Origin of the sequence: uncultured Paraglaciecola sp. (genome assembly GCF_943787955.1) — a bacterium.
GTDB lineage: Bacteria > Pseudomonadota > Gammaproteobacteria > Enterobacterales > Alteromonadaceae > Paraglaciecola.
In genome coordinates this window covers 105,532-123,244 of record NZ_CALSOK010000013.1, presented here as the reverse complement: position 1 = coordinate 123,244, position 17,713 = coordinate 105,532, and the positions used below count along the sequence as shown (strand labels likewise).

The following is a 17,713-nucleotide window of genomic DNA, read 5'->3' as shown; positions in this document are numbered from 1 at the left end:
ACTGCTTTGTCAATATTTGTCTCTATTCACGCCAAATGCAGGCGCCACCTTTTTCAGCCACTAAGTCTAATCTAGTTTCATGCTGTTTTAACTCATCGGCCGTTGCCATAACAACCTTTAACGGTTTTCTTTGTGTAGACAACCGACGAATAGTTTCTGTTTGAACGCCACCTTCGCCACTAGCCTTACCGCTTAAATTTAGGTCAGTTTGACCACCTGTCATCATTAGATACACGTCAGCCAAAATTTCTGCATCTAATAACGCGCCATGTTTCTCTCGATGTGAGTTATCTATACCATAGCGTCTACACAGTGCATCAAGATTATTTTTTTGCCCAGGATGAATCTTTCTTGCCAAATCTAACGTGTCAAGCACAGTACACATTTCAGCAGACGCTTTGACTGCCAAACCTGACAGCCTATTAAACTCATGATCCATAAAGCCAATGTCAAATGGTGCATTGTGGATCACCAGTTGAGCACCGCGAATAAAATCTATAAATTCTTTGGCTATGGTTTTAAATATGGGCTTGTCTGCCAAATATTCATTGGTGATCCCGTGCACCCCTATCGCTTCTTGTTCAACCAACCGCTGAGGATTAACGTAAACGTGAAAGGTGTTACCCGTGAGACGACGGTTAATCATTTCCACACACCCAATTTCAATGATGCGGTGTCCTTGTTTAGGATCTAGTCCAGTGGTTTCGGTGTCTAATACAATTTGGCGCATTTTAGGCTCTTTATAATTTATAAAATATTGTGGCATTAACAATCTTGGCATTATACTGCGCTAAATTTAAAATTCATGATTTTTATCTGTGTATACACTCAGAGTTAAGTAAATATGAAACAAGTAGAAATTTTTACCGATGGCTCCTGCCTAGGCAACCCCGGTCCTGGTGGTTATGGTGCAGTGATGATTTTTGAACAACATCGCAAAGAACTCAGTCAAGGGTTTAAACATACCACCAATAACAGAATGGAGTTGCTGGCGACTATCGAGGCACTCGCTATTTTAAATGAGACGTGCTCTGTTAACCTAACGACAGACAGTCAGTATGTTAAAAATGGGATTAATCAGTGGATTAAAAATTGGCGTAAAAATGGCTGGCGTACCTCAGATAAAAAACCAGTCAAAAATGTCGATTTATGGAAACGTTTAGACCAACAAGTTGGTAAACATAAAGTGCGTTGGTTCTGGGTTAAGGGTCACTCTGGTCATCCTGAAAATGAAGCTTGTGACCAACTTGCTCGTCAAGCAGCAGAAGGTAAAAACATGCCCGATGATAGTGGCTTTTCTGGCTAACCCTCTAGCGATCCCAACTCGGGTTAATAATGTGATAGGTAACTTAAAACTACTTGTCACTCCACATCGCATATTCGTTGTGGTTTCCATCGCAAAAGTGAAACCTATGTCCACCTGGAAATTCAAAGGTAGGCGTTTTGATTGTGCCTCCAGCTGATACTATTAGATCTTGGCTTTTCACTAAGTCATTACTGTATAAGACAACTAATACACTGCCCTTATCCGCAGACACGTTATGTTCTGAAACGTATAAACCACCATCTATTCCAGCTCCAATAATAGCTGCATAATCGTCCCCGTAATCTACAAATTCCCAACCAAAGACGTGATTAAAAAAAGCTTTACTTGAAGCTAAAGCTTTAACTGGGATTTCAATATAATTAATTTTATGGTGTTGGCTCATAGTATTCTCCTCTTGTTTATCGCATTATGTTAACAAGATGTTAGTGCAATAATGCACTAAAATTATCTATATTTGAGGATAAAGAATGCGAATAATTGAAAATTTTTGTTTGTTATTAGGTCGTCTGTTGATGGGCACTTATTTTATTCTGCCTGGCCTGCGTAAAATATCCAATTATCAAGGAACAACAGATTATATGCTTGCTCATAGTGTGCCTGCAGCTGAATTATTATTGCCTGTTACTATTGTTATTCAAATTCTTTTAGGTTTAGCCATTATTATTGGCTTTAAAGGCAAACTATCAGCCTTTATTTTAGCGGGATTAACTCTAGTGATAAGTATTTACATGCACGATTTCTGGACTATGGCTGAAGGATTAGCACGTACTCACGAAACGCAAAATTTCTTTAAAAACATGGGAATAATGGCTGGACTGCTAATGGTTTCCAGCATAGGTACAGGTTGGCTCAGTCTGGATAATCGAATAACCCATAAGCCCTAAGGTGTTTATTCTTATAAATCTAATTTCTTGTTAAATCAGGTATCAAAAAGGGTCAACATTGTTGAAATGTTGGCCCTTTTATATACACCACTCAAAATGGTTAAAATTTGGCGCCTAGCCATACCCAAAGTTTATCTGCATCGACTTTAATATCACCTGCAGAATAAGCGGCATATTTAATGCCTGCAGAGTAATGTTTGCCGAATTTTTTCACATAAGACAAGTTGAGTTCACTGCCTAAATCACTGACAGTATCACTGCCTAAATCACTGACAGTAACACTGGCATCATCAGCTTCAAAGTTGTGATAGATCACTTTCCACCCTCCCCCCAATGCCTTACCTGCAAATGTGATATTAGTATCAACTAAACCTTGTGAAGGTGTGCCTAAAAACTGATCAGACCAACCGTTAAACTTGTGGAGTGTGGCTAGAGGTGTAGAAAACCCAAAAGCACCATCATCAGAACCCAGCACTTCATAACCCACTTTAGCGGTGATACCGCTAAACACAGCTCCGGCTTCAAAATTTATATAATCAACATCATAATCAGCCGCCGCAGTCTCACTGCTCTGGCTAGCATACTCTGCGCGATACAATATTTTTGTATCTCCCGCTTTAGTGCTTCCTGCAAAGCTAACACCAAAGGTATTTAAAGCATTCGCAGTACTATTATCAACTTCAAGCAAATAGCCATAACCGGTCAATGTTCCCACTGATGTTTTATATGACGCGTTGATTAAATGGTCTTTCGCATTCAAATCAGCGTCTTGTGCAAAGATACGGTTTCGTTGAGTAATATAAGCATATTGCAAGGTTAGGTCTTTTACAGGAGCATATTTAGCAGACAAAGCATCAAAGGTTTGCCTATCTTGACGCCAGCCAACATGGCCAACAAACCTATGCCCATCCATAGTGATAACTTGACGACCTAACTTTGTGCTAAAAGTACCGTTTTTATACTGAATATAACCTTGATCCAATTCGGTGTGTTCAGGATCAGCGATGACCGAATATTGACCCAGGTTATAGCCACTTGGTCCAACTGTGTAATCACCTTGGCCTAAAACAATCCGGGTATCTTCCATTTCTATTTTAGCTGAAAACCCTTTATAGCTTCCTGTGTCATAGGCTAACAAGGTGCGCAATGTTAGTGCACTGGCATCATCCAAGGCGTTATCTTGTTCAACATCTTCATAACGCAAATTAAAATCAACACTTGCTTTGCCTGATGACAGAGCTTCAGACAAGCCTTCAGCGAAGGCCATCTGGCTAGTCGCACTACCAATAATTAAGGTTGCTAAAGCAATGTTGATAGCTTGCTTATTCATTTTATTATTGTTTATTTTCATGGTTCTCTCTCTAATTTTAAGCATAACTGTTTCTTGTCACAGAACGAGTTCTGTAAGTAGCTATTAAATTTATTAAATAAAAAGTTAGGACTAAGTGGTTATTCTTTTGTGACTAGGCCACATTACTTTGAGTCGCCTCTACCTTATTTTTGGATCGATTTTTACGGTGTTCATCAACGGATTCCACCTTGCGCTGTTTTTCGTATAAAAACTTTAGTACCTCGTGACGATAGTGATTGTATTGCTGGTTATCCGCTAATTCGATGCGGTTCCTGGGCCTGTCTAATTCGATAGGTAAAATCTCACCAATAGATGCCGCAGGGCCATTAGTCATCATTACAATTCGGTCTGAAAGTAACACAGCTTCATCCACATCATGGGTAATCATAATAACGGTATTACCTAACTGCGCATGAATTTCCATAACTGAGTCTTGAAGGTGGGCACGAGTTAAGGCATCAAGCGCTCCAAAAGGCTCATCCATCAATAATACTTTAGGCTCCATTGCTAATGCTCGTGCAATACCAACACGCTGTTTCATACCACCTGATATTTCAGCGGGTAACTTGTCAGCAGCATGACTCATATGAACCAGTTCTAGGTTATGTTCAACCCACTCTTTCATTTCCTTTTTTGAGCGACCATTTGGGGTTTGTTTAACCGCCAGTTCAACATTTTTATAAGCACTTAACCAAGGTAATAACGAGTGATTCTGAAATACCACGGCTCGCTCTGGGCCTGGTTCGTTTACTTCTTGATTATCCAAGATAACACCACCTTTAGTGGCTTCATATAAACCCGCGACAATGTTCAAAACTGTAGACTTACCGCAACCAGAGTGACCAATTAATGAAATAAACTCCCCTTTATCGATCCGTAGGTTAACGTCTTGCAAAGCGTTAAATGGCCCCTTAGCTGTTGGGAATTCCATCCCTACTTGTGTCAGCTCTAAATGATGCTTGTTACTCATTACTTTATCCTCAAATATACTTTTTGATACTAGCTGTCTAAACGAGTGACTTAACGCAATACCGCGCTCTTATCCCAACTAAACTTTCTCTGTAGCGCTAACATTAATCTGTCTAAGGCAAATCCAATCACACCAATAGTTAATACTGCCACCATGATACGGGCTAATGATTCGGAACTGCCATTTTGAAATTCATCCCAAACAAACTTACCTAGACCCGGGTTCTGGGCAAGCATTTCTGCAGCAATTAGTACCATCCAACCAATCCCTAGGGATAAACGTAAGCCAGTAAATATGGCTGGAATAGAAGAAGGCAAGACTATTTTAGTCACATGAGACAAGCCGTTAAGACGCAGTACTTTACTTACGTTAAGTAAGTCTTTATCAATACTTGATACACCAACAGCAGTATTAATTAAAGTCGGCCACAAACAGCACAATGAAACCGTCACGGCTGATGTAATAAAGGATTTAGAAAACATGGGATCAGAGCTGACATACACCGCACTTACCACCATAGTGACCAAAGGCAACCACGCTAAAGGTGAAACTGGTTTGAATAGTTGGATCAGAGGATTAATAGCCGTATAAGCATTTTTACTTAAACCACATAAAATCCCAAGAGGAATGGCTAACAGTGAGGCCACAATAAACCCCACCATCACAGTATATAAACTGGTCCAGATTTGCTCAAAAAAAGTCGGCGCACCAGTAAAAGCTCTAATTTTAGGCTCATAGCTTGGGTCTTTTGCAACACGTGCGGCATTACGGTCATCTTGACGAGCATAAAACTTGTCGGCCTTGTCCATCTGCGTATTGTGCTCAGCCACTAATACTTTCGTCTGCTGCCATACAGAGCCTGGTCCAGGGAACTGACCCAAAGACGTATCAATATTTTTTGCCATTAAGCTCCATAACCCGAGGAATATTACAATTCCAACAATAGGCAGTGCTGTGGCAGTTAAGAATTGATTAAGGGTTGGCCAGTTCATGTCTCTCACGTGATTAAAAATAATAGGAACCGTTTGTTGTTTACTCATCTGGAACACTCCACGCTAGATGGGGCATCCTGCCCCAGTCTGCTTACATAGCTAGTTAGATTTTAGTGTCATTTTTAAGACCGATAGCAAATTTTTCTAAATAAGCATTAGGTTGACTACCGTCATACACAATTTTGTCAATAAATTCTGTCTGAGGAGGTTTAAAACCTGTTTCTGTTGCAAACTCAGGGAAGTCAACCGCATTGGCTTTACCTTCTGTAATCAAAGCTTTAGCGGCTTGAGCATAAATATCAGGACGGTAAACTTGTTTGGCTATATCTTTGTACCAAGAATCAGGTTTAGGCTCAGAAATTTGTCCCCAGCGGCGCATTTGCGTCAAATACCAGATAGCATCGCTGTAGAAGGGATAAGTTGCGTTATAACGGAAGAACACATTGAAGTCCGGCACATCGCGTTTATCGCCTTTTTCGTACTCAAAGGTACCTGTCATGCTGTTTGCGATAACCTCGTAATCCGCTCCAACATATTGACTCTTAGATAGAATTTTCACTGCTTCTGGACGGTTAGCATTGTTATTTTCGTCTAACCACATGGCAGCTCTGATCATCGCCTTAACCACTCGAATATGCGTATTCGGATTTTTTTCAGCCCATCCTTTGCTGACTCCAAATACTTTCTCAGGGTTATTTTTCCAAATTTCATAATCGGTCACAACTGGCACACCAATACCTTTAAACACCGCTTGTTGGTTCCAGGGCTCGCCTACGCAGTAGCCATGGATAGTACCGGCTTCCATAGTAGAAGGCATTTGTGGTGGAGGCGTAACAGATAACAAAGCATCAGCATCAATTTGGCCACTAGTGTCGCCTTTATGGGGTGCATAAAATCCAGGGTGAATACCCCCTGCCGCTAACCAATAACGTAATTCATAGTTATGGGTAGAAACGGGAAACACCATACCCATTTTGAAAGGTTTACCCTTGCTTTTGAAATCGTCTACTACAGGCTTAAGGGAATCCGCCGAGATTGGATGAACTGGCTTTCCGCCTTCATGGGGAACATGCTTTTTCATCTCTTTCCAAATATCATTGGAAACTGTGATGGCATTACCGTTTAAGTCCATGCTAAACGCAGTAATAATATCTGCTTTAGTGCCATAACCGATAGTTGCACCTAAAGGTTGACCAGCCAACATGTGAGCGCCATCAAGCTGTCCATCAATCACTCGGTCAAGTAATACTTTCCAGTTTGCTTGTGCTTCAAGGGTGACGTAAAGGCCTTCATCTTCGAAATAACCTTTCTCATAGGCGATCGCTAGCGGTGCCATATCAGTTAATTTAATAAATCCAAATTTTAATTCTTCCTTCTCTGGCCATCCCAAATCTTTTGCACCAACACCGGTTACAATCACTGAACCGCTTAAAATTGTTGATATCAAGCCGAGCCTGAGAGATGTAACAGCTAGTTTTAACGAACTTAATAACGTCAGGTTATTCATTTCTTACTCCTATTTTTATTAGCCAAAAAAAAACCCACAAAGACTCCAGGACACGGAAAATCTTTGCGGGCTGCATTGCCTATTTGTAACAACACTACGTCGTATAATTACAATTTTTTGTTTAAAGCATTATGACACTTATTGTCTTCTAATTATTGAGGACAATTATCATTGTTATAAGTAGTAGGTCACTCATTCACTGTTTAGCAGTAACAATGCCAACTATTATTTTTGTTTAATTTCAATAACTTAATGAATACACATCAATTTTATCACACAGCATTGTTGTCATAGGAGTGCATACCTTGCACTATCAAAGTGCCATTGTATTTATGTGGTGTCTGATTTAGACGGGAAATATAAACAATTTTCTTCTAAGGGTTCTATTTTAAAGACATTCACAAATCATAAAAAACCACACACAAGAATAGTCAAGTCTAAACCCAGTACTTTTTAACCTGAGCGGCGAAAAAATTGCACTGCTTGGTCTTCAAGTTTCAGTCGCATTTGCTGATATATATCGGGTCTAAATACATCCCTAACTAGTTCAGCCGGAACATTAATATTTTTCAGCTGTCCTGCACTTCTCATTTGACTAATTAACCATTCACCTCGGATGTATTCAGGCACATTAATTGAGCCATTGCTAGATTTTGAGAACTGATTATATGAAGGTATGGTACGAGGTGGCATAGTAATATGAGTTAGGCAACTGCCAATTAAAGATGGTGTAATCACATCAACAGACGCATCTAAATATTGTTCTGAACTCAACAAACGTGCAGCCTCAAATCGATTTGGAATACTTTCTAACCAAATACAGGCTTGCTTTAACGCAGCGGCTAAAGCGATGACTGTGTTAGGTTTACTCAGCTGAAAACTAGCTAATAATCCTAGGACTTTCTCAGGGCTGTCTTGCCATATATCAAATGATGTCAGAGCAGTTAAACCAATACCTGCTCTAACAGCTTTGGCATTCCAAGGTCCACCAACACAACATCCGTCAATTTCACCGCTTTGTAAAAATGCCACCATATTTACCGGTGGCACAACCACTATGTCCAAGTCTGCTTCTGAAATTTGGGCAGAGGCTAACCAATCTCTAAGCTGATAATAATGACAACTGTAAGGAAATACAGTCGCAAACCTTAACTTTGGACGGTTTTGATTTTTACGCACGCGAATGACTTTCTGCAATAGGTATGCAGCAAGAGGCAATGTCACATGAACAATATTGTTTTCTTTTAAAATCTCTTGGTGTAATTTTTCAGACAAAGTAATAGCGTTACCATTTAAGCTAAGTACTAAAGGAGTAATCACTTTTACCTTTGCACAACCTAAGCCTAGTGAACTGGCTAATGGCATGGGGGCTAGCATTTGAGCTGCATCTAATAATCCAGCGTGTAATTTATCTCTGAGCGTTGCCCAAGAATTCTGTTTTTGCAATTTCACATTCAGCCCCCACTGGCTAAAAAAACCCATTTCTTTAGCCACAATTAATGGTGCAGAGTCTGTCAGTGGTACAAATCCTAAGGTTAAATCTGTTTGTTCAGGTTCAATCATACTTTTGACCTAGTATCTTAAATAGTGTTCAGAAAAGAAATGAGTGTTTTTGCCACATCATCCAACTTTTGTCCTGTATCCATAGCAGTCTTTCGCATGGCTTTAAAAGCGTCATCTTCTGATAGATTCTTTTTCTTCATTAATAATCGTTTAGCTTGATCAATCAGATTACGCGAGGCTAGTTGATGTTTGGTTTCACTTAATTCTACTTTTAATTTTTGAAATTCACGAAATCGAGCCACAGCCGCATCCAAAATTGGTTTAACCCTTTCAGCTTGCAAATCACCGACTACATAAGCGCTAACCCCAGATTCAATATATTGATTAATGGTGTCAGTATCTTTTTCGCCAGAAAACATCACTACGGGTTTGGGATTGTAATGAGAAATGGTACTTAAACTTTCTAAAATATCACGGCTGGGAGACTCTATATCAATCACAATAATATCTGGCTGGATCTCATCCACCTGTTTTAATAGTGACATGTGTGGATTGGCTAGGTGACTAATTTTGTAACGAGAGTTATTTAGAGCCCACGCTAAAGACTCGGCTCTTTGGCGGTTTTCGTCAATCAACAAAATACGCAATTTTGGAATCACAGTATTTTGTGCTTTAGATAAAGCTGTATCTTGCAAGCTATCTTTCCGAGATGTAATAATGATCTTTCATAACTGTGCTTAGCAAGCCATAAGCCAAATTTAATGACCATAGATATCAATAAGTTAATAATAAAATTGCAAATAACTTGTTTATTTAAAGTCCAAATAAATGCAAGCGCACCAACTTAGTGCATTTTGTGCAAAGTAAATTATGTCTCCCGCAGTTGTTTTATCAATTTTACAAGCCGCATTATTTTAATATTCGATAATTGGCGATAATCAAAATAAGGACAAACCACCAGTTTGTTATGGATATTTATCGAAAATTCGTGATCTAACCATGTCAATAAGTGGGGCAAAGTTAGTGATTTAGCATATGTCTTGCCCATAATGATGTGCACCACATTGTTATTTTGCTGTTTAATATTATTAAGTTGTGGTGGTAAAAACAATAAACTCGTGTTTGACGAATTTTGTAATAAAACATGCTCACGAAAATCTTGCCAACTTTTAGCTCCTTGCAACGAAACAATGTTTTCAGCATTAAGCGCAAATAGCAGCTTGGCATATACGTTAAATACTTTTCGCCAACCGTTACCACAAGCCAAACCAATAGCATTGATTTCCCCTGTTGATAACGGCTTAATCCCGCCGTTACTTGAATATTCAGAAAACGTCGGGATATTGCCAATATACACATTGAATTCAGCGTATTGATCGCCCAGTCCAGATAACGAGGCACTTATCGGCATTTAGCTAAGATCGTTTGCCGCAAGCCCTTTTAAATCTTCTTCAATACAACTGATCATTTCTTCAGCCTCAAGCATAATACCTTCTTCATCGCCACTTAATGGAAAAACCAAGACTAAAGTATTGTTGTTTTTCATTCCCGGCAACCATGTGTCGATCCATTCCACAAAATCAATTTGTTTAGGCTGACAATTAGGAAACTCATCTTTTACCCAAGCCTCAGCAAACTCTTTGTGTGGCCAAATAGGTATACAGGCATCCTCATCAGCCTTGAGCATCACCCAACCACTTTCACCATACAATCCCCAAAGGTTTTGCATTTCGATCATCTGTGCCAATGCATATTCAAAGCGCAGCTCGGGTAACATTTTACTCAAAGCAAGAAACTTTTCCTGTGAAATTTTATTCATATCAATATCCTAATTTACATTTCCATAAAACATACATTTTTTAAGCGTCACATTTGATTTTCAGCCAATGACAACCTTAATTAAATTTATGCAAAAAAAAATTCATATATCCACCAAAACAGTGTTGCAGACTACCTCATATCGCACCCAGGCTCAAAAAAGTAAAACGTGGATTTACTTGCTGGTCGCTATTATCATTATCTTAGGTTTTGGGTATTGAAGTTTACTTAATACGTCTAGTAAATACATCGATCACTACTTTCATCTCGTCTCGTATGAATTTTCAAATTAATTTAACTAAAACCTCAATTCCCTAAAAACATGTACTGATGAAATTGGGTATAAGTTAACAATCACACATTACTATCGACTCACAAATGGACGAACTACCTTACTTACCTATTATAGGTTTATGTGAGGTAAATCAGGCTCTTCGCCATAATCATCCTTAGTAATTTAGCAGTAATCTGAACTTGAGGCTGACTATCACATCAGGTTAACTAATCTTGCTAACCTGATATTCACTGGCTAACATAGAATAAATAGCATGATCGACATGCTGGTCATACAACCATTCACATTGACGCAAGGTTGCTTCATAGGAAAAACCTAAACGTTCAGGAATAGCTCTGCTCTTGTAATTTTTATCAGCACAGCGTATTTCGATTTTGTTCAGACTGGCCTCAACAAAGCCATACTCCAATAATTTTTGTACCACTTTCGTCATCACACCGGAGCCAGTGTAATAAGCACAAAGCCAATAGCCAATTGCTCCCCACTTGTGTTGATAATCAATATAATTAAACCCCGCAACACCCACTAAATCACCGCGATGCAAGATAGCAAAAGTAGTGGCCTGATTATTGTTGTGTTGATGAACAGCAGTTTCGATAAAGGTTTCGGTGTCTTCAAAGGTTTTCACTAAGTCTAACCAGGATAACCATTTTTTTAAATAGGCTCGGTTCTTGTTAGTCAAACCATATAAACGCTCGGCAAATGCGGGCACTAAAAGCTCGATGTGAATATCGTTATCAATCTGAAGTTTCATACTTTAACTATGTAAAATCTTTAAAAAAAGCGATGATATTACATAAACTGCTATTTGTTCACGGGATTTTTTTGGCACATATCAATACAGTACACATTTTGCGCAAGCAGCAGCTAGCATTATCGACTAAGGAATTTAGGGCTAGAGGTTATAAAGTTAAACGCTGCGAGGATTGTTTAATCCCAGAAAAAAAGTGTATTTGTTCACAGCGCCCTTCAATTTACAGTCACAGCGCATTTTGTTTGGTGATGTATAAAAATGAATATTACAAACCAACCAATACCGGTAAACTCATCGCAGATGTCATACCCGACAACTATGCATTTAGATGGGACAGAGTCGCCCCCGATCCTGCACTCATCGAGTTACTACAAAATCCAAAGTACGTCCCTATATTGGTATTTCCTCAACAATATGCCGAAGCAGAAAGATGTATTGACTCTCCCAAAGATCTAGTCGAGATAAAACAAGGTAAAACGCCCCTATTTGTGATGTTAGATGGTACATGGCGTGAAGCGAGTAAAATGTTTAAAAGCCCATCTTTTGCACCATTACCGGTCTTGAGTATCCAGCCTAAAAAAGCCTCGTCTTATCAACTACGTGAAGCCGCACATGAGCATCAACTGTGTACCGCAGAAGTAGCCATTGAGGTATTAAAAATGACAGATGATAATCATGCTGCAGAAGCCCTTGGTGAATATTTTCACCAATTCAAAAAAGCCTATATTGCAGGTAAGGCGCACTTGACCCTTCTTTAGGTCTGTTCGACGTTCCAGCCGAGCTTTACGATTAGGCGCATACCTTATTCCAATTTAGCCCGATAATTTAAACACTTCTGTTTGAACTCTCAATACACAACGGGCTAAAGTTAATAAATTATAAATCTCATGATTACGGAATACGCTCAACATGAAACTAGAATCCTTAGCCTTACACCATGGTTATACTTCAGAAGCAACCACCAAAGCAGCTGCTGTACCTATATACCAAACCACATCATATACTTTTGACAACACTCAGCATGGCGCAGATTTGTTTGACCTGAAAGTACCAGGTAATATTTACACGCGGATCATGAACCCAACTACGGCTGTTCTTGAAGAACGAGTGGCGGCTATGGAAGGTGGAATAGCTGCTTTAGCTGTGGCATCTGGCATGGCTGCTATCACTTACGCTATTCAATGTATTTGTACTGTAGGTGACAATATTATCAGTACCAGTCAGTTATATGGTGGGACTTACAATTTATTTGCTCATGCACTACCTAATCAAGGTATAGAAGCACGCATGATCCCCGGTGACGACTATGCGGCTTTTGAAGCAGCCATTGATGAAAATACCAAAGCGATTTTTTGTGAATCAATTGGTAACCCTGCAGGCAATGTTGTAGATATACAAAAGCTAGCAGCCATTGGCGCTAAGCATGGTGTACCTTTAATTGTTGATAACACGGTCGCCACACCTTTTTTATGTCGCCCCTTTGAACATGGCGCAGCCATTGTTATTCATTCATTAACCAAATACATTGGCGGCCATGGCACTTCTATAGGTGGCATTATTGTAGACTCAGGAAAGTTTGACTGGGTAGCTAACAAAGAGCGTTTTCCAATTTTAAATCAACCTGACCCGTCTTATCACGGAGTTGTTTATACTGAAGCACTCGGTGCGGCTGCTTATATCGGTCGCTGCCGTGTTGCTCCTCTTCGCAACACTGGCGCAGCTATATCGCCAACGAATTCGTTCAATATTTTAATGGGTCTTGAAACGTTAGGTCTTCGTATGGAACGCCATTGCGAAAATGCTGAAAAATTAGCCGCATATTTGTCTAAGCATCCAAAAGTAAGTTGGGTAAACTATGCTGCATTAGCCGATAGTCCTTATCAGGTAACTTGTCAGAAAATTACTGATGGTAAAGCATCAGGTATTTTAAGCTTTGGTATAAAATCCACCGCTGGGTCTTCAAACAAAGTCGCGGGTGGTCAGTTTATCGATGCCTTACAAATGATTTTGAGACTGGTAAACATAGGCGATGCAAAATCCTTAGCTTGCCACCCTGCTTCTACTACACATAGGCAACTCAATCCAGAAGAATTAGCAAATGCGGGGGTCAGTGAAGATCTAGTCAGAATATCTGTCGGTATCGAAAATATTGATGACATTATTGCAGATGTTAGCCAAGCACTTGACTCATTGAACTAAGGGAAGAAAGATCAAGGCTGGGCGTCATTTTAAAACGTCCAGCCTAATGGCTTTAGTGGTTAAACAACAGTGAGGATAAACACTATAAATGATGATGGTATAAGAGCATTTATGCCCTTTAAAGATGACGAAAACTCTTAAATATTTTATACTACGTTTGGTTTCTAAGGGAAGTATGTCACCGATGATTTAACCTTATTTGAATCTGATAATTCATCTTTTCTACATCAATGTGCATTAGTTTAAATTATTTTTACTTTCAGGTTTGCTGACACACTCTTTTGGAAAAAAACAAGCTCCTATTTCGATATCACTATTAATGAAAGTTGACAGTTATAGCTTTGCTTTCATTGGGTAAGAGCTGTATTAATTAAAAAGGGAACCTGTTTCAGCTGTTCTTTCTATAAGGTGGGTATAGAAACGTTAAGTCAGAGATAAATTTGCAACATCATTCGTCACTGAAAACCTATCTCTATAACGCAAAATAGGTCAAAAAAAGATTTAAGGGCAACCCGCTCTGGTTGATGCGACTTTAGCCATTTCAATTTTCCCGGTTCTATTTACGCTCACTATCCGTGCTTGTGAGCTCTGGGCTGTTAGCATAAATAAGGTTTTACCATCATCCCCGCCTAACATACAGGCATAACAATTTTGACTGGTATTCACGACCTCTAATACCTCTCCGCCTTTTGCAAAAAGGACACATTCGTTACTGACTGCGTTTGCGATCCATATATTACCATCGGCATTCATACATATTCCATCGGGCAGTCGTGAACCGGTAGCTGCCCACTGTCTTCGATTACTCAGAGCACTGTTTTCATCAATATCAAACGCGGTTAAACACAGACCCAAAGTTTCTGCGACAATGAACGTTTTGCCATCGGAAGTAATAACAGATCCATTGGGGAAACTCATGCCACCGGCTGCAACACTCACATCTCCCTGTGGTGTGACTTTCACAATATTGGCTTTGGGGTGATCTGCCATCACTGACTCTGCACCCCGTGTTTGCATTTCTTCGTCAAGGTTAAACCCAAAATTACCGACGTAGGCATTACCTTGTTTATCAACCACCATGTCATTGCATAGATGCGTTGAATATTGAGATAAGTCAGCGTGTAAAACCAAACCGTTTTTTTCAAGTCGCTTTAACGTGAGTGATTCCATGCATACCACCAGTAATCGACCGTCTGGCAGCCAACCTAAACCTGAGGGCTGCTCATCTAATTGTAATTCCAATCTAGCCTCACCTCGCAGGTTAACTGACTTAACTGCATGGTCGTAAAAATCGCTGTACCATAGGCGGCCATTTCGCCAACGTGGGCTTTCCCCAAAATAAAGACCATCGATTAATGTGGTTGATTGTGTCATTAGTGTCCTTATTTTTCTGTTTTAGATAGTAAAAACCAACAGTCTGCTGTGGCTTGTGAGTAGAACTGCCCAATCCCCCCCCTCAACTCTGATTCGACTTTGTAAACAACAGTGTCATATCCAGTTGTTCTTCTAGTCCTCTCACATTATTCATTTCAATTCAGCGGCGTGTTTTGTAAAAGCGTTGAATATTGTGTTCCAAATGATGATCTAGTATTTCATCTAGTTTATGGCCAATTTTAGAACATATCTTAATTTGTTCTAATTGAGGCCAGGTTGAGCGTTCACCTTCAACAACCAATTCATCTATTTCAGCAGAGGTGAGTTGTCCCAGCAACTTTTGAGGATCAACAAAATTAAAGTGAGGTACGATATTCACATCACCTTTGTAATCTTGTGCCATAACCGAATAGAACATACTCATGGTCTTACCTACATCGGGAATTTTACGTAAAAAACGTCGGCTAAATTTCTCGCCACTTTTTAAAATTTCATGGGTGGATAATCGTAAGACCTTTTTTGCCCCTTCAGACACAGGCATATATTGTTCACCCTTGATAATGGCCAGTGCTAAAGGATTAGCCTGACTAACAATATAATGATTAACCCCATAGAGTCTAGCGAGTCTTTTGGCTGGTAAATCGTCAGTGACTGCCCCATCGACCCAACGACGCTCCGGTAAATGGGGCTGGGCCTCACCATATACATTCTTAGCCATCAACATAACAGGAGGATATACACCGGGTACCGCACAGGAAGCCATGACTGCCGTTCGCACATAAACATTAGGCGAAGTGATTGCATTCATTAATCTTGATGTTTGATGTTCCTCAGCAGGTGCGATAGTAATACTAATCATTCGACCTGTTTTTTCATAGGCTTCCTGGAAGGTCATGTCAGGAATAATAGCATCTAACATTATTTTTAATGATGCTGAGTCAGATTGCCTACGGATAAGGCTTTTTGGACGGTTATCAATTTCAATTTGTAGCGGATCCAGCACCTTATTACCTTGCAATACACAGGGTAATTCATCATCAGAATATGTGCCAAGTATTGCTGCAGAGATCGCTCCCGCGCTTGAGCCCGAAATAACAGTGGGCAAGACTTTATGTTCAAATAATGTTTTGATGACACCACGGTGAAAATGTCCAAGGGAGCCTGCACCACTTAACATCAAAGCTGAACGGCCAAAACAGTGACTGGCACGTTCAAAAAAATCAAGCTTATCTTCTTTAGTGATCTCACTTGATTCTGGAATAGTGGAGATATAATCAAGGGCACTCACTATTTCATCAACATACTCTTCAATTAGATGTTTTGTACCCAATTTAGCTTTTTCATAGAGAATTGATTTACCCATGCCTCCCTGATTACCATGAATTCCCTCATTCAGCGCAAATAACAGTCCAATGTCATCTTCCTGACGTCTGTACTCTTTAAGTGCATCGATTCTGGTACGAATGTTCACATAATCATAACTTTTCGACTCCTCTTTGCTTTTCCATGCCTCGAAACCAGACTTGGCGTCATGCTCAAGGGCAGCATTTTTCCAATCAGCATAGTTGTCGGCGTGGCGCATTTTACGCTCCAAACGGGTAAGAGAAAAACTGGAAGTGATGGATAACATAGAGTCATATCTCCGCAATAATAAACAGTTCACAGCATGATACTATAATCAAAAAAACAAGGTGAATCATCAAGATGGTTGATATAAACATACAAGCAAGAATGAGTGGGAATGACTGTTTTTTAAAAATGACTCAGAGATAAATCACTAAGGCTTGGTCATTTAATCAAATAAAGACTGATTACGCCTGAAATCTTGCGTTAAAAATTAACCTACAGCATCTAAAACTTGAACCGGCACTTCGAGTCAACTAGTTCAAACTAGTCCTGACGGTCAGCAGATAACAATGAGTTGAATAAATTAACACTTTTATTCACTTTTGATGATAGTTTTATTGTTAATTGGGCTGGAGGTAACTGTGGTGTCTGAACTTAATAACATCAAAACCTGAAAAATTACTGCTGGAGCATCAGGCTGCAAAACTTTTTATGCGCTGGTATGAGCACGAGACGGGCAATCCGATTCGCCACCTTTGGCACAACCGTCCCGCCAAACCAGATGTATCTTGTCGTTTTGAGGGAGACAGATTGGATTTGGAAGTGGCTCATCTATATGGTGGTGAGCAGGAAGCCATGCAAATATTGAAGCGAGAACTTAGCGACAAGACCCGTAAAGCACTCCAAGAATTAGAAAGAAACACTGAGCCTCATGCGCGTCTCTTAACCGCTCTAAATCGAATTCTGTTCAATAAATCCTTTAAGCGTTATAAAACTAAGCGGGTTTGGTTAGTTATCCAAAATGCTCACCCGGCTTGGGGGAAAAATCAAATTTTAGCTCTGCAACATTGCATCTCTATTCCCTCTGCCCATCCCTTTGTACAAATCTGGATTGTAGGTGACTGGGATGGCAAAAGCGGCATAGTGCAGCTTTTTCCTTAGAGCAGGTCATGCTGTAAATAGTACATAAATACTGTATGTTGTAACTCTCTAGATAAAAATAATATATTAAGCGCTAGCTAGCAAAAGGGTGTATTGGTGAGCAAATAATGCCTGTCAGTATATATTTTGAGGCAAATGAAATAGCCTCCATCGAATTAATTGGCTTTATTTATCAATCAATTGAATACGCGATGTCATTCCCATTATTATAGATATGTGGTGAGACACATG

Annotated in this window: 18 protein-coding genes; 5 read left to right on the top strand and 13 right to left on the bottom strand. The window is 39.7% G+C overall.

Features of this window, described 5'->3' with window-relative positions; translation table 11 throughout:
• Positions 1-22 precede the first annotated feature (22 nt).
• Positions 23-730, bottom strand: coding sequence for a DNA polymerase III subunit epsilon (gene dnaQ, locus Q0Y52_RS12595; protein WP_297822072.1), 708 nt, complete (start codon positions 728-730; stop codon positions 23-25).
• 114 nt (positions 731-844) lie between these two features.
• Between dnaQ and rnhA the strand changes: the two genes are divergently transcribed.
• Positions 845-1,306: a ribonuclease HI gene (rnhA, locus tag Q0Y52_RS12590; protein WP_297822070.1), complete on the top strand. Its 462-nt coding sequence runs from the start codon at positions 845-847 to the stop codon at positions 1,304-1,306.
• Positions 1,307-1,355: 49 nt separating this feature from the next.
• Here the strand turns inward: rnhA and Q0Y52_RS12585 are convergent, their stop codons facing one another.
• Entirely contained in the window at positions 1,356-1,709 is a 354-nt protein-coding gene (locus Q0Y52_RS12585; RefSeq protein ID WP_297822067.1) for a VOC family protein, read from the bottom strand.
• 85 nt (positions 1,710-1,794) lie between these two features.
• On the opposite strand from Q0Y52_RS12585, the gene Q0Y52_RS12580 reads away from it, so the two are divergent.
• Positions 1,795-2,211 carry a DoxX family protein gene (locus tag Q0Y52_RS12580; protein WP_297822066.1) on the top strand — a complete coding sequence of 139 codons (417 nt, stop codon included), beginning with the start codon at positions 1,795-1,797 and terminating at the stop codon, positions 2,209-2,211.
• A 100-nt stretch (positions 2,212-2,311) separates the two neighbouring features.
• Here Q0Y52_RS12580 and Q0Y52_RS12575 read toward each other — a convergent pair whose 3' ends face one another.
• The 9 genes from Q0Y52_RS12575 to Q0Y52_RS12535 all read right to left on the bottom strand — a co-directional run bounded on the left by Q0Y52_RS12575 (position 2,312) and on the right by Q0Y52_RS12535 (position 11,401).
• Positions 2,312-3,478 (bottom strand): alginate export family protein, encoded by a 1,167-nt coding sequence (locus tag Q0Y52_RS12575; RefSeq protein ID WP_297822414.1) that lies wholly within the window; start codon positions 3,476-3,478, stop codon positions 2,312-2,314.
• Positions 3,479-3,674: 196 nt separating this feature from the next.
• On the bottom strand, positions 3,675-4,532 hold the full coding sequence (locus tag Q0Y52_RS12570; protein ID WP_297822063.1) for an ABC transporter ATP-binding protein: 858 nt from the start codon (positions 4,530-4,532) through the stop codon (positions 3,675-3,677).
• Positions 4,533-4,582: 50 nt separating this feature from the next.
• Positions 4,583-5,524 (bottom strand): ABC transporter permease, encoded by a 942-nt coding sequence (locus Q0Y52_RS12565; RefSeq protein WP_297822412.1) that lies wholly within the window; start codon positions 5,522-5,524, stop codon positions 4,583-4,585.
• A gap of 103 nt (positions 5,525-5,627) precedes the next feature.
• The gene (locus tag Q0Y52_RS12560; protein WP_297822061.1) at positions 5,628-7,031 is read right to left on the bottom strand and encodes a CmpA/NrtA family ABC transporter substrate-binding protein; all 1,404 of its coding nucleotides are present in this window, start codon (positions 7,029-7,031) and stop codon (positions 5,628-5,630) included.
• A gap of 453 nt (positions 7,032-7,484) precedes the next feature.
• A complete protein-coding gene (locus Q0Y52_RS12555; protein WP_297822059.1) occupies positions 7,485-8,594 on the bottom strand; it encodes a CmpA/NrtA family ABC transporter substrate-binding protein in 1,110 nt (369 codons plus the stop codon).
• Between the two features lie 17 nt (positions 8,595-8,611).
• Positions 8,612-9,229, bottom strand: coding sequence for an ANTAR domain-containing protein (locus Q0Y52_RS12550; protein ID WP_297822057.1), 618 nt, complete (start codon positions 9,227-9,229; stop codon positions 8,612-8,614).
• Positions 9,230-9,402: 173 nt separating this feature from the next.
• Positions 9,403-9,945, bottom strand: a complete 543-nt coding sequence (locus Q0Y52_RS12545; protein WP_297822055.1) for a hypothetical protein — start codon at positions 9,943-9,945, stop codon at positions 9,403-9,405.
• A complete protein-coding gene (locus Q0Y52_RS12540) occupies positions 9,946-10,353 on the bottom strand; it encodes a DUF2750 domain-containing protein (RefSeq protein WP_297822053.1) in 408 nt (135 codons plus the stop codon).
• 496 nt (positions 10,354-10,849) lie between these two features.
• Positions 10,850-11,401 carry a GNAT family protein gene (locus tag Q0Y52_RS12535; protein WP_297822051.1) on the bottom strand — a complete coding sequence of 184 codons (552 nt, stop codon included), beginning with the start codon at positions 11,399-11,401 and terminating at the stop codon, positions 10,850-10,852.
• 71 nt (positions 11,402-11,472) lie between these two features.
• On the opposite strand from Q0Y52_RS12535, the gene Q0Y52_RS12530 reads away from it, so the two are divergent.
• Together Q0Y52_RS12530 and Q0Y52_RS12525 are read left to right on the top strand one after the other, a co-directional pair.
• Entirely contained in the window at positions 11,473-12,159 is a 687-nt protein-coding gene (locus Q0Y52_RS12530; protein WP_297822048.1) for a tRNA-uridine aminocarboxypropyltransferase, read from the top strand.
• Between the two features lie 151 nt (positions 12,160-12,310).
• Positions 12,311-13,600 carry an aminotransferase class I/II-fold pyridoxal phosphate-dependent enzyme gene (locus Q0Y52_RS12525; RefSeq protein WP_297822045.1) on the top strand — a complete coding sequence of 430 codons (1,290 nt, stop codon included), beginning with the start codon at positions 12,311-12,313 and terminating at the stop codon, positions 13,598-13,600.
• A 501-nt stretch (positions 13,601-14,101) separates the two neighbouring features.
• Here the strand turns inward: Q0Y52_RS12525 and Q0Y52_RS12520 are convergent.
• Both Q0Y52_RS12520 and Q0Y52_RS12515 read right to left on the bottom strand, forming a co-directional pair.
• Entirely contained in the window at positions 14,102-14,974 is an 873-nt protein-coding gene (locus Q0Y52_RS12520) for an SMP-30/gluconolactonase/LRE family protein (protein ID WP_297822043.1), read from the bottom strand.
• Between the two features lie 160 nt (positions 14,975-15,134).
• Positions 15,135-16,604: a DUF3336 domain-containing protein gene (locus Q0Y52_RS12515; protein ID WP_297822041.1), complete on the bottom strand. Its 1,470-nt coding sequence runs from the start codon at positions 16,602-16,604 to the stop codon at positions 15,135-15,137.
• A 428-nt stretch (positions 16,605-17,032) separates the two neighbouring features.
• On the opposite strand from Q0Y52_RS12515, the gene Q0Y52_RS12510 reads away from it, so the two are divergent.
• The gene (locus Q0Y52_RS12510; RefSeq protein ID WP_297822038.1) at positions 17,033-17,482 is read left to right on the top strand and encodes a hypothetical protein; all 450 of its coding nucleotides are present in this window, start codon (positions 17,033-17,035) and stop codon (positions 17,480-17,482) included.
• The last annotated feature ends 231 nt before the right edge of the window (positions 17,483-17,713 follow it).